A 24,677-nucleotide genomic window follows, 5' to 3' on the forward strand; every position below is an offset into this window, starting at 1 on the left:
GTGCGGTGGAGAGTCCGTACTGAGCAGTGGGCACCCTGTTGCGAACCACTGTAAAAAACTCCCCATGCCCATGGGAGAGCTACATGAGTGGAAGAAGGCTTTTTCGCGCCCTTTTTACCCGTGTTTCTGCAGGTAAACTAGTTTCTTAACTGTTTAGAAAAATAGTCGTGAATATTTTTTAGATCGTCACCAATCTTGGTGCGTATGCCGGAATCTGGCTGGTCAGAATTGTGTGAACCGGACCCATGCCCGGATCCATGACCAGACCCGTGTCCAGACCCACGCGGACCACCGTGTGAACCAGACCCGTGCCCAGCACGACCAGACCCATGCGAATGCGTGCTGGAATCATTCTGCTGAGAACGACGCCCAGAGTGGCGAGAAGTGGAATCAGGTGCCGCCGGATTATCATGCGGGGCCCCGGAGGTAGTGGGGGACTCTTCCGTACTGGGCTTTGTGGACGGCTTTGTGGACGTATCCGTCACAGATGAATGCTTGCGCGGGGAAGGAGTTTTCGTGGTGCTAGAGGAAACATCATTGCGGTGGTGTAGATCCTCAACATGGTCCAGAGGAGTACGGAGAGCTGCGAAAAGGCCCGCCCCAATAGCCGTTGCCAGAATAATACTGACAATAGAGCAGAGGAAGAAACGCCAGCCGGAGGGATGACGGAGATGCTGCGGACGATGCTGCGGCTGGTGTTGTGTGGCGTCAGTATACGTGGCGTCGTCAACGCTAGTTTCACGGGCGGTAGCAGCGTCCACACTCTCACGCTGCACTGTATGCTGCGCTGTGCGCTGTGCATTGCTCTGCGCTGTGTTTTGTACGTTGGTGTTCTGCGCTGTGCGCTGTGCGGCGCGGCCGGCGAAGTAGCGTCCGCAGGCGCCGGGCAGACGAGATAATGCCCCCTCCACTGTGGCCATTTCGGGCAGTGAACTACGGGAGAGGATGGCAATGGTGATGGTGACAAGGAGCAGCCCGGCGATGAGGACGCGGATAATCATGCCGGCGGAGCCCAGCTGGGTGGAGAGGTTGCGGATGAAGGGGATGTGGTCCACTCCGAAGGCAATACTCACTGCCACTATGGAGGCACCCAATACCCAGAGGCAGGTGCGGAGTACATCACGGGTTTGCAGTGTGCCAATGCTACTGCGCAGGAGGTAGGCACCAATAGTGGCGCCGGCAATGAAGGAGCAGCCGTTGGCGACACCAAGCAGTACCACCACAGATTCGGAGCTGGGTGCCATGTGGATAGCCAGGAACGAAAGAATAATCTTCGTGGCGGTGATGGCGATAATGATGAAGGTGGGTGTCCAGGCTTCTTCCCGCGCATAGAATACCCGCAGGTGCAGCAGCACGATACTGTAGGGGATTAGGGTGAAGGCGGAGAGGGAGACGGTGAGGCCGATGGCGGTGGCGGCGGAGGTGGAGAAGTGCCCGTAGGCGTAGAGGGCCACACCGATCTCGGGGCCGAACACCAGCATGAAGACCACGATGGGGAGAATGCCGATCATGGTGAGTTTGGTGGCGACGGTAAGGTCCCGCACCACGCCCGCAGTGTTATTGTCGGCGGCGTTGCGGGAGAGTCGCGGCATGATGGCGGTGAGCAGCGTCACCCCAATAATGCCGTAGGGCATTTGGAGCAGTAGCCACGCCTGCGAGTAAACGCCGGGGGCGGCATTGTCGGCCACGGAGGCGATGCGGTTGGTGATGAAGTAGCCTGCCTGGCTGATAGCCACGTAGACAACGATGGCCACACCCATGCCGGCGAATTGCTTGATGCGGCTATCAATACCCCATTCGGGGCGGAGGTCAATGCCGATCTTGCGCAGGGGCGATATAAGCACCAGGGCTTGCACCACTACGCCAATGGTGGCGCCTAAGCCTAGGAGCAGCATGTGCCCATTGGTGAGGGATCCGTTATCGTCGGCTGCGAGCCCGCCGGGAATCACCCAGTAGAGGGTGACGAAGACAAGGACGACTATGTTATTCCACACGGGCGCCCAGGCCCCCGGTTTGAACACACCCTTCGTGTTGAGGATGGCCATCAGCAGGGCGGAAACACCGTAGAAGAAGATCTGCGGAAGTACCAGGTAGGCGAAGTTGGTGGCCTGGTAGACGTTCACTTTGCCGTCTGGGTCCAGGCTCAAGCGGGTGAGCAGCGGCGCGGCAGCCACACAGATAACCGTCACCACCAGCAGCAGCACACTGGAAACGGTGATAAGGCGGCGAATGAAGGAGGCGCCGTGGTCGGGGTCCTCTTTTTCGGCGCGTACTAGGACGGGAACAACCAGGCTGGTGAGGACAGCACCCAGCACAATCTCGGTGACGAGGTTGGGGAGCTGATTAGCGGAGTTGAAGGAGGAGAAGACGGCGGCGCCGAGGCTGGCGCCCAGAAGGGTGGATTTAATGAAGCCGGTGATGCGGCTGAGGAGTGTGGCGATGGCCATGGTGCCGGTGGAGCGGAGGACGTCACTGTCGCTGTCTTCGCTGGCTACGCCGGTGGCTTCAAGTTCTTGGGCGCGTCGTATAGCGCGGTCGGTTTCTTTACTCATGGGTGCTTCCTTGTCCGTTGCCTCGGCGGATAAGTGGGAGCACACGCTTCACAATAAGAACAGCCAGAATAACCACTGCGGCGGTCAGGAGGAATCCGAGGAGCGGCGTGAGGTGGCTAACGCGGACCGTCATATCCACAGTAGTGCCAAGTTCTTGCTGGTCAGCGCTTAAAAGCTGCACTCGTACAGGAACCGATTTACCAGAGTGGAGGTGGACGGGAATGTTAATGTTCAGGGACGACTGGGCGGGGATAGTGACGCGCAGTGGCTTCGTGAGATCCTTCGTAGTGTTAGCGGGTTTGTCCCCATCGGTAAGGCGTTCACGTGTATGGACGGTGACGGTAACGTCCGCGGGTAGCTCATTGCGCGCTACCAGCACTAGTCCGGAGTCGGTGGAGGCCAGTGTGTAGATACTGCCCGGTTTAATGAGGGTGACGGAGCTGCGGATAGCGTGGGCGGCTAGGGTAATGCTGCGTGCGTAGGCCTTGGGGTAGGCGAGGTCATCGGGGGTTCTGAGGGTAATGCCGCTGGTGTTGGCGGAGTCGCTATCGCCGTGGCGGCGTGTTTTTGTATCCGATTGGTGATTGTGGGAGGGGGGAATGTTGCCCACAAGCGTGGGGGCAAGACCCAGGGTGCGGGTGGTGGCGGCGCGGTAGATGTTATAGCGGGTGCGTTTGTAGAAGTTATTGTCGTTTTTGTCCGTAAAGAGGTTGCGGTAGTGGTGGATGTGGGAAATGGCCTGGGTGATGGCACTCATGCTGCTCTCTGTGAGGGGGCTGCTTGTGGTGAAGGTGCCGTGAATGGGTTTTGTGTGTGCTTGTGCTAATGCGTCTGTGAGGGATTGGGCAGTAATGAGATTGTGCTGCGCAAGGTAGCGGAGAGTGCTGGTGAAGGTGGCAAGATCATCACCGGTAACGCTCCATTGTTGTGGGGGAGCAATGAGGAGGGGAGTGCCAGCATATGTGTTGTGGGCGGGTTTTTCGCGGCGGAGAGCGGCGCTGGTTTTCCACAAGAGGGTAGCGGTGGCGTCTTGCATGCGGGCGGTGGCACTATCCGCGGTAAGAACATAGCGGCTGTCACTGGGACTATACGGAGTATTAACAGGGTTCTGTCCAGTGGCGGCAAGAGCGGTGGAAAGAGTGCTGTCGTAGGGAGTAACAGTGTAACGAGCGTGGTCGTAGCGCAATAGTTGCCCAAAGCCCTTATCTGTGTGGGTCGTGAGGGCAGTGGAGGACAGGAGAAGCTCCGAGTGGTCGAGAGCGGGAATATCGTAGGGAGTAAGTGTTCCCGTATTCGGCCAAATAACGTGGCTAGTTAAGTGTTTATGCAGGAAATAGGCGGTAACTCGGCGGCTATCCTCCATTAATTGGTGGGGCTTATCGGGAAGAAGATGGGTAGTGGTCGCCAAGCTGGCGCCACTCCACGGCAGCGCAATAACGCAATTATTGGCGGTGAGGGAACGAAGATCCTCAATCCACGATTGAGCGTCTTTAGTATGCTTGCCGCGGTGCATTCCATCATGCCAATTATTGGGAGTATTGAGAACACGATAGGGGCGCGTCATACGGTCCACAGTGCGCAGTAAATCTGGGTCAATCGCGAAGCACACAGAATGGTTTAACGCATGGTCTTTCAGCAATGATCCCGCCGCATCAAGCAGAGCACGGAGACGGCCATGCTCACCCAGAGAAATCCCCAAATTCTCATTGCGAAGCACAGCAATAGAACTGAAGCTATAGTAGCTGGCCTCCTGCGGCGTAAGAGCAAGCGGCCACAAGATAGTGGTGGGCCGGGACGCCACCGTAGCGGGATCCTGCCTATCGCTACCGGGGAGAGAAAGAACAGGAAGGAGCACGCGGGCATCATGCAGGCGTGCACTGTCAGAATTACTGACCCGCCCATTCACATTCACCAGCAGCGGATAAACACCGGGGGCATTGATGTTCAGCGTGTCGCCGTCACCACCATGGATACGGGCAGTGAGGGTAAACGAGGTACTGTCTCCCGGGTTCAGGGTGGTGGCAAGATGGTGGAAAGGCAGCGTTGTGGGATAGTTAATCTGATCCTCAGTAAGCGTGTGCCGCAACGCATTACCATAAGGAGCATAGTCTCCCCGCTGGAGCCGCACGTCAATATCACTAATGGGCAGCTTGCCAACATTTGTGAGAGTGCCACTAACCGTCACAGAATTCTTCGACTGGCCATCAATACGGTCAGGTGTTATCCAGGTGAGGGAAATATGTAAAGCATCCGGGGTAGGGTCCGGGACATCGCTAAGACCCACTAGATCAGAATCCTCCACCGAGGACGATGCAGCAGCAGCAAGCCCGGCACCAGTAACTCCAGCGGCGCTATCCACCTCGGCGGCAGCAATTGCGGCATTATCCATCCCAGCAGTGATATCGGTGCTGGCTGCGATGCCGGTACCCATTCTGGTGGCGGCGACGAAAGTACACATGGCGACAGCAAGGCTGCTTAAACGGCGGCGCAGCGATGTCGTCATAGTCCCTCCTATCGTGGTCGCCTACAGAACTGAGACGGATAACACTCCGCCTCTAAATTACTCGACAACGGGCCTGTTAAGAACTAGGAGCCGAGTTACCATTACGGCCACGACCACGATGCCCACGCCGGCGGCGTCTCCTGCGCGCCTGCCCCTGCCGTGTTTGTTCTTTCTGCGACTGGTCTTTTCGCGGCTGGTCTTTCCGTGATTGTGTTCTCTGCGTTTGGCCTTTTTGCGGCTGGTTTCTTCGGTCTTTTTGTGGCTGGCTTTTTTGTTGCTGGTCTTTGTGACCCTTGTATGGTTGCCCTGCTTGTTTTTGTTCCGCTTGTTTTTGCCCTGCTTGTGATCGATTTTTGGGGTTGCGGTTCTGGTTCTGGTCGCGGTTCTTGCGCTCTTTCCCAGACGTGTTTTTCTCAGACGTGTCCTTACCCACAGTCACTACTGTGCCGCCAGTGCCGTATTCATGACGAATCCAGGCAGACACAGTACCAATAGCGCGTCGGGCGAGTTTCCTCTCATCAGCGTAGCTGAGAACCCGCGGCAGATCCTTCAAAGGCACCCACTTGACCTCGGTAATCTCCGCGTCAGCATTAGAAAGTTCCCCACCGGTAAACCGCAACAAATAATGGTGAACAGTCTTATGGATCCGCTTGCCATCGGAGAGGAACCAATAGTCAATAGTGCCCAAACGTTTAATAATCTCCCCCTCAATGCCGGTTTCCTCGCGAACCTCGCGAATAGCCGTCATGGGGACAGTCTCATAATCCTCAATATGCCCCTTGGGAAGAGACCAGAGGAGGCGCCCACGGCGATCCGTGCGGCCAATAAGCGCCACCTTCACCGTGGACAAATACACCCTATTTGTGCGGGGATTATAAGCACGCCGCATATTACGGAGTACTAAACCACCAGCCGACGTTTCCGGATAATACCGGCCGTGGCTCCGCTTCACCTGGCTTTTTGTGAGAGAACGGGTGACGGGGCGGCGACCCTTATTCTGGGCGGCACTGCGGGTATAGCGTTTAGGGGCCTTCCCGGCAACACCATGGGGATCCAACACAATAGCCCCATTGCGGGGAGTTTTCGTGGGGCGTGCAGGGCGTGGGGCAAGAGGGGAAACAGTCGGCTGCGGGGTTACCAGCGTACTAGTGTGCACGACAACAGGAGCCGGGGTGCGCTCCGCTGCGGGAGTTGGTGCACCGGCAGGGCGGGAACTACGCCGACGCCCGGGCCGGCAATTCCCGCCGGTTGGGGTCTTGCGTTTACTGTCCACGATTATTCAATTCTACTTGTCTGCAGTAGCAAGGGCTAAGTTCCTGGCCGAATAGCTGACGATGTTAGTAAACTTGCAGTCGATGACGCATCCCACGAACCCACAGAAAACCCCAAAAACCCCGAAAGCCCAGCAAACCCAGCAGCAGGCCGGGCAAGGTCTAGCCGGGCAGGATAAACCAGCTGACAATGCCGATCGAGCTGGGCAGCCCGACCAGGAGCGCATTCTGCGCATGATGGCCACCGCCCAAGTCCAACTGCGCAGCCTGGCCCCTACCCTCATCCCACTAGCCGCCGCCTTCGAAGACGCCGGCCACGACCTCTACCTAGTGGGCGGATCTGTGCGGGATGCACTTTTGGGCGAGCTGGGCATGGACCTGGATTTCACCACCGATGCCCGCCCTGATGCCGTCACCAACATTCTGAACACGTGCACAGATAACGTGTGGGACACGGGAATTGACTACGGCACAGTATCCGCCAGCCGCAACGGGTGGCAGATTGAAATCACCACATTCCGCGCCGACCAATACGATGGTGTCTCCCGCAACCCCATCGTCCAATTCGGTGACACCCTAGAAGGGGACCTAGTCCGCCGCGACTTCACCGTCAACGCCATGGCGGTACGCCTCCACGGGGATGGCACACAAGACTTTTGCGACCCACTAGGCGGTATCAACGACCTAGAAATGGGTGTGCTGGACACGCCCCAAACACCCTCCGTCAGTTTCCACGACGACCCACTGCGCATGATCCGCGCCTGCCGCTTCGTCTCCAAACTAGGCTTCACCCTGGCCCCCCGCGTCACCGCCGCCATCACCGAAATGTCAGGGGAGATCACCCGCATCACCGCCGAACGAATCCAGGCGGAACTCGACAAACTCATGCTGGGCGCCTACCCGTGGGACGGCATCGACCTCCTCTGCCAAACCGGCCTAGCCGACCACATTTTCCCCGAAATCCCGGCGATGGCCATGCCACCCGACCCGAAACTTCCCCACAAGGACGTCTACACGCACAGCCTGACCGTGCTGAAACAAGCCTGCGACCTGGAACCCGGTGACCCCGACCTAGTCCTCCGCTGGGCGGCGCTCCTCCACGACATCGGCAAAGTCCCCACCCGCGCCCCCAAACCAGGCGGCGGCGTCACCTTCTATCAGCACGAGATCGTCGGCGCCCGCATGGTGCGGAAACGCCTCCGCGCCCTCAAATACTCCCGGCAGATGATCAACGACATCAGCCAACTGGTATACCTACACCTCCGCATCCACGGATACGGTGACGGCGAATGGACCGACTCCGCCGTACGTCGCTACGTCACCGACGCCGGGCCGCTCCTCGACCGCCTCAACCTGCTGGTGCGCGCCGACTGCACCACCGCCCGCGAATGGAAACGCAAACAACAACAAGCCCTGGTCGATAACCTCGAAGCACGTATTGCTGAGCTGCGAGAAAAAGAAGACCTGGAAGCTATCCGCCCCGACCTGGACGGCAATGAAATAATGCAGATCCTAGGACTGAACCCCGGCCCGGAAGTGGGGAAAGCCTGGGCATACCTCAAAAACCTACGCATTGAGCAGGGCCCCATGGAGCATGATGAAGCCGTTGCCGCCCTGCAAAACTGGTGGGCAGGGCACGCAGGAAGTACAGAACGCGCTGGAAGTGTAGAGCGCACGGGAAGTGCAGAGCGGCAGGAAGAATGATCGAGTATGAGTGACTTTCGCACAAACCCCTACGGGAACCTCAGCGAATTCGGCGCCTTCGGCGACCGCATCTTCCTCGCCATGGACCAGAATGAACTCTACAAAGGCTGCCTCCTGGTATCCGCCCCAGACATCCGCGACGAAATGTTCTCCCGCTGCATCGTCTACCTCTTCGAATACGACCAGACACAAGGAGCCTTCGGCGTCATCCTCAACGAACAATCCGAAGTATCCGTCCACGACGTCCTCCCCGCCTTCGCCCCCTACTGCTCCACACCCGCCAGCCTCTTCATCGGCGGCCCAGTAGAACAAGAACGCGTCACCGGCCTACTCCGCCTAAAACCACACTGCCCCATAGACCTATCCATACTGCGCCCCGTCTACGGGCGAACATTCCTTATGGACCCCACCCCCAACGCCGTCCAACGCATGCAGGACATTTCCGAATCCTACCGCCTCTATATGGGCTACTGCGCCTGGCAGCCAGGACAACTAGAAGACGAAATCCGCCGCGGAGACTGGTACGTCTGCGACGCCCACGACAACGACTTCGGCACCGACCACCACACCGACCTCTACGCCCAAATAGTGCGCCGCCAACCCTGGCCCCTCAACCTCTACGCCAGTCGCCCCGTCGACCCACGACTGAACTAGTGGGAGGGTGCTAGTTAGGGAGGGCTAGCCGTTACTGCCGGGGATGGCTAGCTAGACAGCGGAATTAGCAGGGTAGCACTTAAACAGTGCGACCGTATGGTGGGTTGTGCCATGGCTACAGGAGTGCTTCGAGGGGCTTATATAAAGAGGGGGAAGAATATCGCCGGTGTGCACCTCTTTGAGAGGTGATTTTTATGACTCAACAATTTACGAATGAACTATTCTGCGACTACTACGAGCGCTGGATAGAGGTTTACAAGCAGGATGCTGTTAGAAGCGTCACGATGGGGAAGTATCGCATGACCCATAAGTGGCTGGTTCGGCTAGTGCCCACTTTGCAGTTGAAGGATATTGACAGGATCGCTTATCAGCGGTTGTTGAATGCGTATGCGGCTGAGCATGAGCGGCAGACAGTGATGGATTTTCATCACCAGGTGAAGGGGGCAATTCTAGATGCGGTTGATGATGGTTTAATTCCACGTGACCCTACCCGCAAGGCAGTTATTAAAGGTAAGACTCCTCGTGTGAAGAAGGAGAAGTATCTTAACCAGTTTCAGCTGCAGACTCTTCTGGCATCGTTGCATCTTGAGAATGAGGTTAATTGGGATTACTTCATTTTGTTGGTGGCAAAAACAGGTATGCGTTTTTCGGAGGCTCTTGCGTTAACTCCGGAAGATTTCGATTTTAAACACCAGTTGGTGTCAGTATCGAAGACGTGGGATTACAAGAACGGTACTGGGTTTTTGCCAACGAAGAATCATTCGTCGGTGCGGAAGATTCCGTTGGATTGGCAGACGATTATTCAGTTTTCGGAGTTAACGAAGAATCTTCCGAAGTCTGAACCTATTTTTGTGAATGGTGCTGTTTACAATTCCACAATTAATGGGATTCTTAAGCGCTATTGTGGGCGTTTGGGTATTCCTGTTGTGTCTATTCATGGGCTTCGCCATACGCATGCGTCGCTTTTGTTGTTTGCGGGGGTGTCTATTGCGTCTGTAGCAAGGCGGCTGGGACATTCGTCGATTAATACAACGCAGAAGACGTATGTGCATATTGTGCAGGAGCTTGAGAATCAAGATGTTGATCTTGTGATGCGTCTTCTTTCAAGTTTGACCTAAATACTGAAACTGGTGCGTACTGGTGGTGTTCTTTCGGGAAGTTTCAGGCAGGATCATTCTTTTTGTTACACGGTACAGGTAGAATTCTTGCGACTATGTGGCGTTAAGCCACTGCAGTGAATCATGCTCGGAAGTTGGGTGTAATTGTGAATAAGCAACAGTTGGCTGCAAAAATTTGGGAATCGGCTAACAGGATGCGTTCGAGGGTGGAAGCCAACGAATACAAGGATTACATTCTTGGCTTTATTTTTTACAAGTTCCTTTCTGAGACTGAGCTTCGATTCGTTCTCCAAGAGGGCATGGATGAGGATTCTTTACCCGATGAACTTGTTGAGGATGATGGGGAAGTAGTGGGGTACCTGCAGTCAAATGTGGGGTACTTTATCGCCTATAAACATCTTTTTTCGACGTGGATTAGTGCGGGGTCAGATTTTAATATTTCTGATGTCCGAGACGCATTGTCTGCTTTTGAACGTCTGATTCATCCCCGCTATAAGAAGGTTTTTGACGGTATTTTCGATACCTTACAGACGGGTCTTTCTAAACTTGGCGATAATGCTTCGGCGCAGACAAAAGCCGTCCGGGATTTAATTTATCTTATTGACGATATCCCCATGGATGGGAAGCAGGACTATGACGTTCTTGGCTTCATCTATGAGTATCTCATCTCTAAATTTGCTGCTAACGCTGGTAAAAAAGCGGGCGAGTTCTATACCCCGCATGAGGTTTCCCTGTTGATGAGTCTCATTATTGCTGACCATTTGCAGGACAGAACAGAGATCCGTATCTATGACCCAACAAGTGGTTCGGGATCATTGTTGCTGAATATTGGTGAGGCCTTGGCCCGCCATATTGATGATCCGGATCGGATTAAGTACTACGCGCAGGAGTTGAAGCAGAATACCTATAACCTCACACGGATGAATCTGGTGATGAGAGGTATTAAACCGGACAATATTGTGACCCGTAACGCGGATACGTTGGAGGATGATTGGCCCTATTTTGAGGATAATGACCCAGAAAATACTTACGAGCCACTGTATTTAGATGCGGTGGTGTCTAATCCGCCTTACTCGCAGAAATGGGATCCAACGGGGAAAGAGTCCGATCCCCGCTATGCGCGGTTTGGTTTAGCCCCGAAGAGTAAAGCTGACTATGCATTCCTTCTGCATGATTTTTACCACCTGAAGCCGGATGGCATTATGACTATTGTTCTTCCTCACGGGGTGCTTTTCCGTGGTGGTGAGGAAGGTACGATTCGTCGGAATCTTATCGAGAATAACCATATTGATGCGATTATTGGCTTGCCCCCCCAATATTTTCTTCGGGACGGGTATTCCGACCATCATTATGGTGCTGAAGCAGAAGCGAGATTCTACGGATACACTCATTGTTGATGCGTCGAAGGGATTCGTGAAGAGCGGGAAGAATAATATGCTTCGCGCTGGCGATATTCGCCGCATCGTTGATGTAGTTGCGGCTCGTGCAGATGTTGAGAAGTATTCACGACTGGTAAGCCGTGATGAGATTCGAGAAAACGACTACAACCTTAATATTCCCCGCTATGTTGATTCTTCAGAGGACCCAGAAACGTGGGATATTTACGCCTCCATGTTTGGGGGAATTCCCGCGAATGAAATCGATGCGTTATCCCCATACTGGGAGGCTTTCCCAGGTCTACGCGGAGAACTGTTTGATGTGCAGCCCAATGGTTATGCACAGTGTAAGGACGACCCTGCTGCCATTGTGAATGGTCATGCTTCGGTACTGGAGTTTGAAGAGAACTATCGGCGGGCTTTTGATGGTTTCGGTGATTTCCTCCACGAACATTTAGTTTCACGTTGTGAAACTGTAAAGGTATCGAGGGAAGAAAACCTCCTCACCCAAGACATTTTTACACGCCTAGACGGCATTCCACTGGTAGACCGATACGCCGCATTCCAAATGCTGCATGAGCAATGGACAACAGTTTCCCTCGACCTAGAAATGATTCAGCGGGAAGGATTCGACACTATCCGGGCTATCGACCCTCACATGGTAGTGAAGAAGAAAAATGGTAAGGACCAGGAAGTTCAAGAAGGCTGGGAAGGGCGCATTATCCCCTTCGATATTGTGCAAAAAACTCTTATGCCAGAACAGGTTAAAGCTGTAGCAGAATTAGAAGAGCGCCTGGAACAGGCCCAGTTTGAGCTAACAGATTTGGTGGACTCACTCAGTGAAGAAGACAAGATGGAATTAAGTGACGTCCTCAATGATGACAATGACGCATTCCTTGCCACACCACTAAACCGTGAAGTAAAAATTCTTCGAAAAACATCCAAAGATGAAGACTGGGAGGAAGGCACCCCCGAATTCATCATGATCCGGGCGAAGAATCTACGTGATGAGAGTAGCCACCTCAAAAAAGACATCAAGAAGAAGAAAGCCGATATTGAGGATCTAACAAGAAAGACAATTGAAATCCTTTCAAAAGATGACATCAATCGACTTCTTGACACTAAATGGATTGAACCATTACTGAAGAAACTATCCTCCATACCCTCAACAATTATTTCAACATTGAAAGACGCAGTAGCCGCCCTCAATGCTAAATATGAGGTGACATTCGCAGATCTGGATGGGGAAATCCGTAAAACAGAGCACGAACTAGCCGGCATGCTGGATTCACTCACCGGCTCCGATACGGACCTTGCCGCACTCGCCGAATTCAAAACCCTTCTAGCAGGTGAATAACATGCCCCAACAAGCACTAACACCAGCAATCAGATTCAAAGGCTTCACTGACGCTTGGGAACAGCGAACTACCGATTCCTTAGTTTCAAAAAGCTATGGGGGCGGAACTCCATCTACTGAAAATAATGATTTTTGGCAGGGATCACTTCCGTGGATTCAATCATCAGATTTAGTTGATGGTCTTCTATCGAAGGTTACCTATAAAAAATACATTTCATCGGCTGCTTTACGCTGTTCAGCAGCTCAGCAAATTCCACCAAAATCTATCGCTATCGTTACTCGTGTAGGCGTCGGAAAACTTGCGCTAGTTGATGTTTCATATGCTACTAGTCAGGATTTTATATCTCTTTCCGATATACGGTGTAATGAATTATTTCTCTGTTACAACCTATATCTAAGTCTTAAAAAGATAATTGGCAGAGTCCAAGGAACTGCTATTAAGGGCATCAATAAGGAGGAGATTTTAAATAGGAAGCTAATGATCCCGGGTTTAACTGAACAGGGAATGATAGGTCAATTCTTCTCTCAAATTGATTCCCTTATCGCTCTTCATCAGCGAAAGCTGGAGAAACTTCATCAGCTTAAGAGTGCTTTTCTTTCCAAGATGTTTGTATAAAGGTGACTGACGTGGTTGTTTCTACCGAATCTGAGTTTGAAGAGAAAGTAATCCAGGCTCTTCAAAGTAAAGGCTGGGAAAAAGAGGTTCTACGGTACCCCACTGAGCAGGATTTAATTGATAACTGGGCTCAGATTCTTTTCGAAAACAATCGACAGGTTGACCGTTTAGGTGATGCGCCACTCACCGACACTGAAATGGCGCAAATTCTTGAACAGGTTAAAGAATTACGTACGTCACTTCGCCTCAATGGTTTCATCAACGGTAAAACTGTATCCATCACCAGAGATAATCCGGACGATCCTACACATTTAGGTAAAGAAGTCAGCCTCAAAATTTATGATCGGCACGAAATTGCTGCAGGGCAATCACGCTACCAAATAGTTCAACAACCCCGATTTAAAGCCGCCTCACGCATTATCGGAAAACGACGTGGCGACCTCATGCTCCTCATCAACGGTATGCCCGTCATCCATGTGGAACTCAAAAAAGCGGAATACCAGTAAGCGAGGCCTACCACCAGATCGCTAAATACGCCCACGAAGGAATATTCACAGACCTATTTTCACTCATTCAGGTCTTCGTAGCCATGACCCCAGAAGAAACCGTCTATTTCGCCAACCCCGGCCCAGACGGTGAATTCAACGAAAACTACTACTTCCACTGGGCAGACTTCGAAAATGAACCATGCAACTACTGGAGAGACATCATAGAAAACCTCCTCTCCATCCCCATGGACCACCAACTCATAGGCTTCTACACCGTCGCCGACGATACCGATGGTGTTCTCAAAGTCATGCGAAGCTACCAGTACTATGCAGCCAACCGCATCTCCGACAAAGTCGCCCGCATCGACTGGGACCAGAAAGACCAACGAGGCGGATACATCTGGCACACAACAGGGTCAGGAAAAACCATGACCAGTTTCAAATCCGCCCAACTCATCGCCACATCACATGACGCCGACAAAGTCATCTTCCTCATGGACCGGATTGAACTCGGAACCCAATCCCTCATGGAATACAGAGGATTCGCCGACGAATCAGAAGAAGTCCAAGAAACCACCAACACCGACGACCTCATAACAAAACTCAAAAGCTCAGATCCACGCGCCTCCCTCATCGTCACATCAATACAAAAAATGAGTCTCGCAAGCGCCGAAAAAGAACGCAGAGCAGCAGACATAGAAGAAATTAACCACAAACGAATCGTCTTCATCGTCGACGAAGCCCACCGCTCCACCTTCGGCGACATGCTCGCCACCATCAAAGAAACATTCCCCCGCGCCGTATTCTTCGGCTTCACCGGAACACCCATCCATGAAGAAAACCAAAAGAAAAACAGCACAACAGTAAGCATCTTCGGCAGCGAACTCCACAGATACAGCATCGCAGACGGAATCAGAGACGAAAACGTTCTCGGCTTCGATCCCTACATGGTAGAAACCTACCCCGCGAGAGAACTACGAAAAGCCGTAGCCCTCAACAAAGCACACGCACAAAACGAATCAGAAGTATTCCAAGACCAGGACAAAGAAAAAATCTTCAACCACTTCATGGACCCAAGAAAAGTCCCCCAAGCCGAAGAAGAACTCGACGAATCCGGAAAACCCATCAAAGGAATCGAATACTACCTACCCAAAAGCCAATACCTACAACCAGAACACCGCAAAGCCGTAGTAGAAGACATCTACAAGCAATGGATCGCCCACAGTAAAAACTCAAAATTTCACGCACTGCTAGCAACCTCATCCATCCCCGAAGCCATCGAATACTACCGACTTTTCAAAGAAAACCCCAGTACACAACCCACCAAAATAGCGGTACTCTTCGACCCCAACATCGACAACAGAGGAGACAATTCCTTCAAAGAAGACGGCCTTATCGAAATACTCGAAGACTACAACCGCAACTACGGCCAAGACTACACACTAGCCACCTGGCAAAAATACAAAAAAGACGTAGCAGCACGCCTCGGACACAAAAAACCCTACAACCGAATAGGGGAAAACTCAGATCAGCGCATCGACCTACTAATCGTTGTCGACCAAATGCTCACCGGCTTCGACTCCAAATGGATAAACACCCTCTACCTGGACAAAGTTCTCAAATACGAAAACATCATTCAAGCCTTCTCCCGCACTAACCGCCTATTCGGCCCAGAGAAACCATTCGGAATAATCCGCTACTACCGTAAACCCGCCACCATGAGGCAAAACATTGACAAAGCCGTAGAACTCTACTCAGGAAACAAACCACTAGACCTCTTCGTTGACCACCTTGACACACACCTCAAAAAACTCAACGACACAACAAAAGAAATAACTACACTCTTCAACAAAGCTGGCGTAGAAAACTTCACAAAACTACCCGACAATCTCGCCGAACGAGGCCAATTCGCGAAACTATTCTCAGAACTAACCAAAACCCTAGAAGCCGCACGAATACAAGGCTTCACCTGGGAAAAAGATCACTACGACTTCACAAACCCCAGCCACAGCATTGTCGTCACACTAGACGAACAAACCTACCTCACACTAGCCCTACGCTATAAAGAACTCGAACAAAAAACCAGTGACAGTGACGATAATGAAGAAGACCTACCCTTCGACATAGAAACACACCTCACCGAAATCGACACCGGCTACATCGACACAAAATTCATGAATTCGCGCTTTAAAAAATACATAAAAGCGCTCTACGACCCATCCGCAAACGAAACCGTCGTCGAATCAGTCCTAGAAGAACTACACAGTTCATTTGCAACACTCACACAAGAACAACAAAAACACGCAAACATCTTCCTCCACGACATCCAAAGCGGAGACGCCCAACTCAATGATGAAAAAACATTCCAGGACTACATCACCGAATACGCGGCAAAAGAAAAAAACCAACAAATAGACACGCTCGTCAAAACATTCGGCATCAAAAAAGACAAACTCACAGAACTCATTGACGCCGAACCCAACGAAAACACACTCAACGAATACGGCAGATTCGATGCACTAAAAGAAACCGTAGACGAAAACCTAGCCGCAACATACTTCGACAACATCCACGAACCAGAACCTAAACTATTCCGCCGCAGAATGAAAATAGCCACCATCCTCAAGGAATACATCCTGTACCAAACAATGCCCAAAGGACTAGAAGAACCAGACACACCCAACTAGCCCTTTCGCTGATGAAGAGCGATAAGGGAATCAATTTGAGAGAAGAATTGACCTATCATTCCCTGTTCAGTTAAACCCGGGATCATTAGCTTCCTATTTAAAATCTCCTCCTTATTGATGCCCTTAATAGCAGTTCCTTGGACTCTGCCAATTATCTTTTTAAGACTTAGATATAGGTTGTAACAGAGAAATAATTCATTACACCGTATATCGGAAAGAGATATAAAATCCTGACTAGTAGCATATGAAACATCAACTAGCGCAAGTTTTCCGACGCCTACACGAGTAACGATAGCGATAGATTTTGGTGGAATTTGCTGAGCTGCTGAACAGCGTAAAGCAGCCGATGAAATGTATTTTTTATAGGTAACCTTCGATAGAAGACCATCAACTAAATCTGATGATTGAATCCACGGAAGTGATCCCTGCCAAAAATCATTATTTTCAGTAGATGGAGTTCCGCCCCCATAGCTTTTTGAAACTAAGGAATCGGTAGTTCGCTGTTCCCAAGCGTCAGTTGAAATAGTTTTGTGTGTGATTCGTAGGTTTAAGCTAGTTGAATTTATGTCACTATCTGTTGGTTATGCCTAAATTAGCAGGGTAGTGCATTGGGTATAACTGGGGGAGTGCGGTTTTCTTTACTGTCTTTATAGGACATGGAAGGAAAGATGCTGATGGCTCGAGGTATAGAAGGAATCCAGTTCACCGGAGAACGGCGAAGTGAAGAAGAGGAGCTAGAACGTTTCTACGAGCGCAGACTGGTACAAGTAAAAATCATAAATTAGCTTACTGCGCAGCACCTTGATCATTCGCATGCGCATGCGTGTGTTCCCGCTCCCATTGGCGCCCGTAGCGGCCTGCCAGCACTGCACAGATGAGGAGTTGGAAGAGGTGGAACAGCATGAGCGGCAGCATGAGGATACCAGCGCTCAATTCCCCAGTACTGCCGGCGAAGAGGACCGCACCCATGGCGATGCCGCTGGAGAGAGACTTTTTCGACCCGCAGAATTGGGCGGCTATGCAATCCTCCCGGTTGAACCCTAAACCTTTCGCCATACACCAGGAGAGGACCAGTACCAGGCTCACCACCGCAATGCAGATACCGACCAGCGCCAGCAGGTGCAGGGCCGTCACCCGCATCCATACGCCTTCCACAACAGCCTGTGAGAATGCGGTGTAAACGTTAATCCAAATGGTGCCGCGGTCAACGGTTTTCGTAAGAATGGGGTGGCGGTTCAACCCTGGCCCCAGATACTTGTGCAGCAGCTGCCCAATGATGAACGGTAATAGTATCTGCAGGAAAATATCCAGAATGCTGCGTCCCGTAATATGCACGTCGCCGGTGGTGGCCATCGTCAACATTACGAGCAGCGGAGTGAGAAAAACCCCCAGGATATTCGACAGGCTGGAGGCCACAATAGCGCCTGCCACGTTTCCGTGCGCCACCGAGGTGAAGGCAATAGAGGACTGTACGGTGCCCGGCACCAGTGTGAGGTAGAGGAGGCCAAGCGCTAAACCCTGCCCAAGCCAGCCAATAGTGGCGTATTTAAGGCCCACCCCAATGATGGGGAACAGGATGAACGTGAAGCAGAAGATGACGGCGTGGAGTCGCCAATTCTTTAGCCCCAGGAGGGTTTCGCGGGGGGCTAGTTTAGCGCCATAAAAGAAAAAGAGGAGGAAGAGGAAAACTTTTGACGCATAGTGCATGCCGGTGGCAAAACTGCCTTTGGCGGGGAAGAAACTGGCCAGCAGAATGCAGAGGAGTAGGCCAACGATCAGCCAATCAATGTGCTTGTTGATGCGTTGCAGCTGCCGCCGGAAACGGCTGGGGGAGATGCTGCTACGTGTGGCCATGCATCAAGTCTAACGATCTGGCTGGGGAGGAAAGAAAGACGGGCGGCAGAAGAAGACGCTCGGAGTCATAAACGGGGTTTATGGGATCCGAGCGTCTGTCCTCAAGACTAGTTATTTTCGGAGGTATTTTTGTTGTTCTGGGGGAACGTCTTTCGGGTAGCGGCCTGGTAGTTTCTGGGGGTTGGGGACGACTGGCATTTCAAAGAAATTGTTGTATTCGTATACCCATTTGCCGTTATAAATTTGATAGCACTGAGTACTGATCTGCTGTGTCCAGTCATTTTTCGCCATCCATATCCAATGTGGCGGAATAATCGCGTTCATAACGCTGAAATCGTGCGCGTAAGGGTCAAAATCTGCCTGGCATTCTTCAAAACTATTAAAGAATAAGCTATATCGAAGAGGCTGATGCAATGAACCACGAATTTTTGCAGATTTTCGAGTACCCAGAGGCGAAAAATTAGCAGCTGCATGATGGTCTGGGACGATGCCGTATGGTTCTGCGTAAATTGTTGCTTCTACCGGAGGTTGAAGAAGAGATTGTTTCTTCGGGTGAGCAGTGATTTTTCCAGGAGTAGTTGCTGGATCAGAGAAATCTTGAGCTTGGGCGACACCAGCACTCACACCCACACTTAGCACAATTGACAGAGCAGCGGCGGTGAATCGTTTCATAATGAATCCTTTAATGTGAATATTTTTTAATGTCCTTGTGGCAGTTCCCAACTCGGGGCTTCCATGACGGGTGCTTTGGTGTAGCGGAGTCGTAGTCCGTTGGGTTCGATGTCGATATTGGCAGGGTACACCTTCATGACGACATCGAGGGAACGGAGGAAGTTGGTTTTGAAGGAGCGTAGTGCGGCATTTTGGGTGCCGAATTGGTCGCGGAGTTATTCCCAGGTGATGAATACGCCTCTTTTGGGTGCGCGGTGTGCGCGTTCGGCGAGCCATTGGTAGATGTCGAGAACAAGTGGAGATTTCGACTGCTCATTAAGGTATCACCACGCTCGAAGATCAACTGGCATAGCGCTGTCGAGAATTTGCATCATTTCATGCGAGACACAAATGTTTGACTCAAAAAGACCATCCTGGCCAGCCTCCTCAACTTTGGAGGGAAACCACAAGGCTGTTGAAGTCGCCACAACACTACTTAACGACTGTTCAAGAGTTCCTTCATCACAGTCAAATTCTCTGGAAAGGGTGAAACGAGCCTTCGCAAGGGCCTCCATTTGCCTCATAACACGACGAGAATCGCGTCCACCCCACGAGAGAACCCTAGGCACTTCATAAACTCGCGCTGTGAGCGTCCTAGGGATACGTGTGGGTCGTGCGTACGATGCACCTGAGAAGAATTATTAGTGATGGAACACTGGTGTCCCGCTTTATAATCCGTATTAGGGATATTTTTCTGGTTTATATGGTTGATATAGAAGATAAAGGCAGTATATGCACACCATTAATCCCATAGTGACACACGGGGAACAATACTGGATTGTTTATGTGCCAGAGATTGGTCAATATACACAGGCTAAGAGCATGGACGATGTTGCGGAACAAGCGCGGGATTTAGCGGCGGTGTGGCTAGATATCCCCATGGCCGATGTTGAGGTTGGGGAAGTAGTAACAAAACCTTTTAGCAGAGTGAAATAATTGGGCATGCTCTAGGATCTGCACAGTTTGCACACAATCTGTGCGCAAACTTTAATGAGGCTATATTTATGGAATGATCCCCAAACGCGTGTAACAGGAGACCAGCTACCGGACACGTATAGTGTGAAAAGAAGGGCTTCACTATGAAACTATTTAAGCATGCCGCCGCTGCCGGTCTCGTTACAATAGCCGTTGTCTCCGCTGGCGCGCTCACCCCCGGTGCCGCATACGCGTCCACTGTCTACACCACCCACGCCGGGCAAAAAATCTACATGGACAGTAACTTCGACCGGAAACTAGACTCCGACTGCACCCTGGGAGCCATCGTTAAACTTGACGGCCGCACCTACGGTGTTACCGTCCGGCACTGTGTTCCATTCGTTGGACAAGGCGTATACGGCGTAAACGGTAAAACCCTCTACCGGGTAGGTGTAGTTACCCAAGTTTTTAAACACTACGATATTTCCCTCATCGACATGGGGCTGGGATCCCCCCAAAAATCCACTATTAGCAATGTTTACCCATTAACTTCCATCACGGAGAAAATACGGATCTCTAAACGCGGCGTTACCACCGGCTACACCAGTGGCTACCTGCCACCACAAAAACTCCACCCCTGCGGCGACAAATTTGTTCTGAAACAGCGCATAGGAATCTTCCTACAAGGTGGGCTTAACTGCTGGGAGGGCCAACTTTTCAGCCGCCCCGGCGACTCCGGTGCCGGCATAGTAGCAGAATCCGGTCCTCATACTGGCTCAACAGTAGGAATACTGACCGGCGGCGTAGACGGAAAAGTAGCCGTAAGCCCCATCAGCATTGTTTTCGGCAAAGTCCCCGAACACCCCTAACCTCCTGAATCTGCAGCTCAAATAGGTCTATTGCGCCAAATGCCGTAGGGTAGAGTGATGAAGCGCACACACCTGCACGTACTTCTTGTGGCCGCTGTCGTCCTCTTCGCGTTGAATATGCGCGCCGGCGTCACCAGTATTGGCCCTGTCCTGCAAGAGATTCAAGATAGTCTGCACATGTCAGACGCCATGGCTGGTTTCCTCACCAGCCTCCCCACCCTCATCTTCGCCCTGGTGGGCCTCATTACCCCCATGCTGTCCCGCAGGTGTGGGCTGCACGTCACCATGCTGGTCGCTATGGTTGCCCTCAGTCTGGGGCTTATCGTCCGCGCTTTCATGGGCGGTACTGCCGGGTTCATTGTCTTTTCTATTGTGGCCCTCGCCGGCATCGCCATCACCAATGTGCTCATGCCCGCCTTCGTCAAAACGCACTTCCCGCAACGTATCCCCACCTTCACTGCTGCGTCCACTCCAGCCGATGAGGGTGAGGGCCATGGGGAATGTGGTGTTGGACAGGGCGAAGAGGATAACCCATAGCCAGGGCACACTGTCTGGCGCCATCGGCTTCTGGGGTCTCCTGGCACTTCTGGCGGTTATCCCCGCCGCTATCCTGGTGGCACTGCGCCGCAAAAATGAGCTACCTGGTGGCGATGACGTAGAGGGTGCCGCTACCGAGGCGGAATCAGCGAAACTGTGGACACTATTCCGCTCCAAGAAAGCCCGTGCCCTGGCCCTCTTCTTCGGTATCCAATCCCTCCACGCCTTCGTCGAAATGGGGTGGCTGGCACAAATCTTCCGCGATTACGGAGTCTCCCAAAACTATGCGGGTATGCTCGCCGGCCTCATGCAGCTCCTCTCCATCCCCTGCGCCATGCTGGCCCCCACACTGCTAGAAAAATCCAAGAATCCGCGGGCTCTGGTGGCAGGCATTGCCTCTATCGCCGCCCCCGCCTACCTGGGTATGCTACTGGCGCCAGACAGTGTGCCCTGGCTATGGGTTATCCTCTTCGCCCTGTCCAACACCACATTCCCCATGGCCCTCACCCTCATCGGCTGGAGTGGACGCAGCAGTGAAACCACCGCCCTCCTCTCCTCCTTCGTCCAGTCCTTCGGCTTCCTCATCGCCAGCCTCGGCCCGCTCCTCGTTGGTGTGCTCCTGCAGGCCACCACCGGCTGGACAGTACCCCTCATCTTCTGCCTGGTCCTCGTGATCCCCTTCGCCATTACTGGCTACATTGCGGCCGCGCCGGGCTACGTGGACGACCAGCTAGCAACCAGCGAAAAGAACTAAAAAGAGTAAAAGTAGCGTCCCCACGCGGGGCAGAAACGTGGTTTAATACTGCACGCACGTAAAAGTGACACACAAGTAGTGACACACAAGTAAGGTGGCAGAGAACTCCGCAATGCATGGCAATAGTGGACAGTATAAGGACGCATACCTGCAGCTCACCGATGTTATAAAGGACACTCCGCACCTCTTCACTAACACCAGTACCTACACGCTGCCCACCAGTTCACTGGCCTCCGTCCAGTCCTACTCCCGCCAACTCACGCACCTCATACACGGTGCCTGCGGCGCCGAAACCGTCATGAACTGGCACCTCAGCGAAGCCGACCGGCTAGCCAGCGAACTCGCCAAACACTGCTCTGTTAACCACAGCGCTAGCCGCCCCACCGCAACAGCATTCCCCCAACAATGGAATGATGACGCCCTAGAACCCCCCCGCACTGCACTGCGAACAGCTCGGCCGGGACGTAGAAACCCTCGCCATCCAATTTGCGGAAATATCCGATAAAGACCTCGCCATTCCCGCTCACGCATGGCACAATGCGGGAACCGCCCTGCAACGCTTCGCCATCAACATTCACCATGCGGGGGCAGCCATCACACAAGCCACCGGCGTCAGTATGCACCGGTGGGTAGTCTCCATTGAAAGTTTCAGCCAACAAGTAATCAACGTCGCCAAACGCATTGACTACTTCACCCGTGTCTACTCCGCCTCCCATACTGCACTTAACGACATTATGAAGCACCGGCGGGAAGCCCTAGAAAACCCCGCATTCCGCACCTACAGTTTCCCCGAAGCCCCCTTCACCGCCCGCGCCGACCACATTCTTACCAACCGCTACAATCCTGGTCTTTTACGGGCAGACACCGCCGGCCTCAGCTTCCCCCAACCCGGCAACATGCCCCAATCTCAGTACACACCCTACACTCCACCCGTAGAACACAACCCCACGTACGGCACTTCCAGGCGCAGTACCGTAGACCTCCACCACCCCGTCTACGACCCCGGGGTACGCGAAGCCTACAAAAAACTCTTCACCGAACAGCGCACACCGGATCCTCTGGCCACCGATGGGCGCAACCAGGCATACCATCGCCCCGACTCAAACGATCCACCCATCGTCCACCACAAAGACCCTCAAAAGAACCGCATTCTGCCCACACCCGGGCTTATCCGCGGCCCCATTCGTCACCCCGACGACCCCCTCTACGGTACCGGGCGCTAGAACATAGCTGCACGTTCTGCACACCAGGTGTACGCTCCTCGCGATCGATGATGGTCGCGTCCCTGGTAGCGCCGCATATCCCGGTCATGCTGCGTCGTATTACTGCGGCGAGAAGTAGGAGACCCCGGTACTCTGGCAGGTAATGACCTTGCGAATTCACCCTGCCTAAGGACGGTGAACCCACATGGGAATCATGGACAGTGCTAAAAACACTCACTCTGCCGACACTCATTCTGCCGACACTCACCCCAACTCTCGTTCTGACGCCCAGAAAAGCGTCCAGAAGAGCCCCCAGAAAAGCAGCCAAAAATCTCAGCTTGAAGAGCGTTTCACGAAAAACCGGGAACGTGCACAAGAAGAACTCATTGCCACACTTGACGACGAGAACGCTACCTTCCACCGCGAAGAAGCCCTCGACGACGCATTCGACCGGCAAGTCAGCGAAGGCCGCCAGCGCCTCGCCCGCCCCCGCCCCCAACAATTCATCACCGGCGTCATGGGCGGCATGGAGATCAGCCTCGGTATCCTCATCGGCATGCGCGTCACCGACCTCACCGGCAACCAACTTGTCGGCGGCATCGCTTTCAGCCTGGGCTTCATCACCCTCCTCCTAGCCCACTCTGAGCTTTTCACCGAGGGTTTTCTGGTCCCCACCTTCGCCGTTGTTGCCCGCCGCGCCCGCATCCCGCAACTGATCCGCTTCTGGTTTTACACGTTCCTCGGCAACCTTGTTGGCGGGCTCGCCATCATGTGGGCCACTGTCACCGCTTTCCCCGAATCAAACCAGGAACTTATCGAACACGGGGAGTACTTCGCCTCCCTCACCCCCAACCTCAAAACTGTTCTCATGGCCATCATTGCGGGCATCAGCATTACCCTCATGACACGCATGCAGATGGGCACCAGCGAGGTCATCGGCAAGATCATGGCGGCACTCTTCGGCGGCATTCTCCTCTTCGGCTTCGGCATGCTGCACAGTGTCCTCGACACACTCATTATGATGGGTGCCTGCTGCGCCGGCTCCACCGTCGTCACACCCCTAGAAATCCTGGACTTCCTCTGGTGGATTATCCCCCTCAACATGTTCGGCGGCATTGTGTGCGTCGCCTTCCCCCGCGCCCTGCAGGCCCGCGACCGAGTCCGCATGGAACGTATCCGTGTGGCCCTCGAAATGCACAATGGGGACACGCTGGCTGACGATGCGCGCGGGCTCCTTATCTCCGGGCACGATATGCGCAGCCAACTACAGAAAGAACTGGAAGCAGCCTCCGGCGAAACTATCCCCGAGGGGCCCTGGCAGGACTTGGGGAACCGCATTAGTGCCCACTTCAACCGTATGGGGCAGCACTTCAATAGGACGGACGAGGAGCGTAAACAAAGCCGCATTCTTCAGGAGGAACGCACCCGCTGCGCGCAGATAGCGGAAGAAACTATGGCGAACCGCAACCGGGAACGCGCCCAAGCCCGCACCCCCAAGGAGGACAAGAA

22 protein-coding genes are annotated in these 24,677 nt (G+C 53.1%); 15 read left to right on the top strand and 7 right to left on the bottom strand.

Annotation, left to right across the window (positions count from 1 at the left end; all coding sequences use genetic code 11):
• Window positions 1-137: 137 nt before the first annotated feature.
• From murJ to QZV76_RS06390, 3 genes are all read right to left on the bottom strand, one after another.
• A complete protein-coding gene (gene murJ / locus QZV76_RS06380) occupies window positions 138-2,552 on the bottom strand; it encodes a murein biosynthesis integral membrane protein MurJ (RefSeq protein ID WP_290599119.1) in 2,415 nt (804 codons plus the stop codon).
• Window positions 2,545-5,055 (bottom strand): DUF6049 family protein, encoded by a 2,511-nt coding sequence (locus QZV76_RS06385; protein ID WP_290599120.1) that lies wholly within the window; start codon window positions 5,053-5,055, stop codon window positions 2,545-2,547. Before QZV76_RS06385 ends, murJ begins: the two co-directional genes overlap by 8 nt.
• Before the next feature lie 76 nt (window positions 5,056-5,131).
• Entirely contained in the window at window positions 5,132-6,328 is a 1,197-nt protein-coding gene (locus tag QZV76_RS06390) for an NUDIX domain-containing protein (RefSeq protein WP_290599122.1), read from the bottom strand.
• 232 nt (window positions 6,329-6,560) lie between these two features.
• On the opposite strand from QZV76_RS06390, the gene QZV76_RS06395 reads away from it, so the two are divergent.
• The 8 genes from QZV76_RS06395 to QZV76_RS06430 all read left to right on the top strand — a co-directional run bounded on the left by QZV76_RS06395 (window position 6,561) and on the right by QZV76_RS06430 (window position 16,326).
• Complete coding sequence (locus QZV76_RS06395) at window positions 6,561-8,030, top strand: CCA tRNA nucleotidyltransferase (RefSeq protein ID WP_290599149.1); 1,470 nt, start codon at window positions 6,561-6,563, stop codon at window positions 8,028-8,030.
• A 6-nt stretch (window positions 8,031-8,036) separates the two neighbouring features.
• Window positions 8,037-8,684, top strand: coding sequence for a YqgE/AlgH family protein (locus QZV76_RS06400; protein ID WP_290599123.1), 648 nt, complete (start codon window positions 8,037-8,039; stop codon window positions 8,682-8,684).
• 194 nt (window positions 8,685-8,878) lie between these two features.
• Window positions 8,879-9,802: a site-specific integrase gene (locus tag QZV76_RS06405; protein WP_290599124.1), complete on the top strand. Its 924-nt coding sequence runs from the start codon at window positions 8,879-8,881 to the stop codon at window positions 9,800-9,802.
• A 194-nt stretch (window positions 9,803-9,996) separates the two neighbouring features.
• Complete coding sequence (locus QZV76_RS06410) at window positions 9,997-11,199, top strand: N-6 DNA methylase (RefSeq protein WP_290599126.1); 1,203 nt, start codon at window positions 9,997-9,999, stop codon at window positions 11,197-11,199.
• Window positions 11,093-12,535 carry an N-6 DNA methylase gene (locus QZV76_RS06415; RefSeq protein ID WP_290599127.1) on the top strand — a complete coding sequence of 481 codons (1,443 nt, stop codon included), beginning with the start codon at window positions 11,093-11,095 and terminating at the stop codon, window positions 12,533-12,535. Before QZV76_RS06410 ends, QZV76_RS06415 begins: the two co-directional genes overlap by 107 nt.
• Window position 12,536: 1 nt before the next feature.
• On the top strand, window positions 12,537-13,151 hold the full coding sequence (locus QZV76_RS06420; RefSeq protein WP_290599128.1) for a restriction endonuclease subunit S: 615 nt from the start codon (window positions 12,537-12,539) through the stop codon (window positions 13,149-13,151).
• 11 nt (window positions 13,152-13,162) lie between these two features.
• On the top strand, window positions 13,163-13,657 hold the full coding sequence (locus tag QZV76_RS06425) for a type I restriction endonuclease (protein WP_290599129.1): 495 nt from the start codon (window positions 13,163-13,165) through the stop codon (window positions 13,655-13,657).
• Between the two features lie 41 nt (window positions 13,658-13,698).
• Window positions 13,699-16,326, top strand: a complete 2,628-nt coding sequence (locus QZV76_RS06430; protein WP_290599150.1) for an HsdR family type I site-specific deoxyribonuclease — start codon at window positions 13,699-13,701, stop codon at window positions 16,324-16,326.
• Here QZV76_RS06430 and QZV76_RS07510 read toward each other — a convergent pair.
• The 4 genes from QZV76_RS07510 to QZV76_RS06445 form a co-directional block, all read right to left on the bottom strand.
• Window positions 16,323-16,892 (bottom strand): restriction endonuclease subunit S, encoded by a 570-nt coding sequence (locus QZV76_RS07510; protein ID WP_366664352.1) that lies wholly within the window; start codon window positions 16,890-16,892, stop codon window positions 16,323-16,325. The two genes, QZV76_RS06430 and QZV76_RS07510, sit on opposite strands and share 4 nt — an antisense overlap.
• A gap of 220 nt (window positions 16,893-17,112) precedes the next feature.
• Window positions 17,113-18,180, bottom strand: coding sequence for a bile acid:sodium symporter family protein (locus QZV76_RS06435; RefSeq protein WP_290599131.1), 1,068 nt, complete (start codon window positions 18,178-18,180; stop codon window positions 17,113-17,115).
• Window positions 18,181-18,291: 111 nt separating this feature from the next.
• A complete protein-coding gene (locus QZV76_RS06440) occupies window positions 18,292-18,852 on the bottom strand; it encodes a hypothetical protein (RefSeq protein ID WP_290599133.1) in 561 nt (186 codons plus the stop codon).
• A gap of 323 nt (window positions 18,853-19,175) precedes the next feature.
• Window positions 19,176-19,415 carry a hypothetical protein gene (locus QZV76_RS06445; RefSeq protein WP_290599135.1) on the bottom strand — a complete coding sequence of 80 codons (240 nt, stop codon included), beginning with the start codon at window positions 19,413-19,415 and terminating at the stop codon, window positions 19,176-19,178.
• A gap of 229 nt (window positions 19,416-19,644) precedes the next feature.
• Between QZV76_RS06445 and QZV76_RS06450 the strand changes: the two genes are divergently transcribed.
• The 7 genes from QZV76_RS06450 to QZV76_RS06480 all read left to right on the top strand — a co-directional run.
• Window positions 19,645-19,827: a hypothetical protein gene (locus QZV76_RS06450; RefSeq protein ID WP_290599137.1), complete on the top strand. Its 183-nt coding sequence runs from the start codon at window positions 19,645-19,647 to the stop codon at window positions 19,825-19,827.
• A 143-nt stretch (window positions 19,828-19,970) separates the two neighbouring features.
• Window positions 19,971-20,675: a hypothetical protein gene (locus tag QZV76_RS06455; RefSeq protein WP_290599138.1), complete on the top strand. Its 705-nt coding sequence runs from the start codon at window positions 19,971-19,973 to the stop codon at window positions 20,673-20,675.
• A gap of 57 nt (window positions 20,676-20,732) precedes the next feature.
• Complete coding sequence (locus QZV76_RS06460; protein ID WP_290599140.1) at window positions 20,733-21,212, top strand: hypothetical protein; 480 nt, start codon at window positions 20,733-20,735, stop codon at window positions 21,210-21,212.
• Entirely contained in the window at window positions 21,154-21,966 is an 813-nt protein-coding gene (locus tag QZV76_RS06465) for an MFS transporter (RefSeq protein WP_290599141.1), read from the top strand. The genes QZV76_RS06460 and QZV76_RS06465 overlap by 59 nt, the downstream gene beginning before the upstream one ends.
• Window positions 21,967-22,060: 94 nt before the next feature.
• A complete protein-coding gene (locus QZV76_RS06470) occupies window positions 22,061-22,471 on the top strand; it encodes a hypothetical protein (protein ID WP_290599142.1) in 411 nt (136 codons plus the stop codon).
• 112 nt (window positions 22,472-22,583) lie between these two features.
• Window positions 22,584-23,189, top strand: a complete 606-nt coding sequence (locus QZV76_RS06475) for a hypothetical protein (RefSeq protein WP_290599144.1) — start codon at window positions 22,584-22,586, stop codon at window positions 23,187-23,189.
• A gap of 184 nt (window positions 23,190-23,373) precedes the next feature.
• Window positions 23,374-24,677: formate/nitrite transporter family protein (locus QZV76_RS06480; RefSeq protein WP_290599145.1), on the top strand; the 1,304-nt coding region annotated here is incomplete at its 3' end.

The sequence above is a fragment of the Lawsonella sp. genome (assembly GCF_011525565.1).
In the GTDB taxonomy this organism is placed as follows: Bacteria; Actinomycetota; Actinomycetes; order Mycobacteriales; family Mycobacteriaceae; genus Lawsonella; species Lawsonella clevelandensis_A.

Excerpts from the sequence above, each read along its gene's own strand:
- QZV76_RS06475 (WP_290599144.1), top strand. The coding sequence starts at position 22,584 with ATGCACCGGTGGGTAGTCTCCATTGAAAGTTTCAGCCAACAAGTAATC.
- QZV76_RS06440 (WP_290599133.1), bottom strand. The coding sequence starts at position 18,852 with ATGAAACGATTCACCGCCGCTGCTCTGTCAATTGTGCTAAGTGTGGGT.
- QZV76_RS06415 (WP_290599127.1), top strand. The coding sequence starts at position 11,093 with ATGCGATTATTGGCTTGCCCCCCCAATATTTTCTTCGGGACGGGTATT.
- QZV76_RS06460 (WP_290599140.1), top strand. The coding sequence starts at position 20,733 with ATGAAGCGCACACACCTGCACGTACTTCTTGTGGCCGCTGTCGTCCTC.
- QZV76_RS06420 (WP_290599128.1), top strand. The coding sequence starts at position 12,537 with ATGCCCCAACAAGCACTAACACCAGCAATCAGATTCAAAGGCTTCACT.
- QZV76_RS06410 (WP_290599126.1), top strand. The coding sequence starts at position 9,997 with ATGCGTTCGAGGGTGGAAGCCAACGAATACAAGGATTACATTCTTGGC.
- QZV76_RS06395 (WP_290599149.1), top strand. The coding sequence starts at position 6,561 with ATGATGGCCACCGCCCAAGTCCAACTGCGCAGCCTGGCCCCTACCCTC.
- QZV76_RS06400 (WP_290599123.1), top strand. The coding sequence starts at position 8,037 with ATGAGTGACTTTCGCACAAACCCCTACGGGAACCTCAGCGAATTCGGC.
- QZV76_RS06385 (WP_290599120.1), bottom strand. The coding sequence starts at position 5,055 with ATGACGACATCGCTGCGCCGCCGTTTAAGCAGCCTTGCTGTCGCCATG.
- QZV76_RS06455 (WP_290599138.1), top strand. The coding sequence starts at position 19,971 with ATGAAACTATTTAAGCATGCCGCCGCTGCCGGTCTCGTTACAATAGCC.
- QZV76_RS06465 (WP_290599141.1), top strand. The coding sequence starts at position 21,154 with ATGAGGGTGAGGGCCATGGGGAATGTGGTGTTGGACAGGGCGAAGAGG.
- QZV76_RS06445 (WP_290599135.1), bottom strand. The coding sequence starts at position 19,415 with ATGAGGCAAATGGAGGCCCTTGCGAAGGCTCGTTTCACCCTTTCCAGA.
- murJ (WP_290599119.1), bottom strand. The coding sequence starts at position 2,552 with ATGAGTAAAGAAACCGACCGCGCTATACGACGCGCCCAAGAACTTGAA.
- QZV76_RS06405 (WP_290599124.1), top strand. The coding sequence starts at position 8,879 with ATGACTCAACAATTTACGAATGAACTATTCTGCGACTACTACGAGCGC.
- QZV76_RS06435 (WP_290599131.1), bottom strand. The coding sequence starts at position 18,180 with ATGGCCACACGTAGCAGCATCTCCCCCAGCCGTTTCCGGCGGCAGCTG.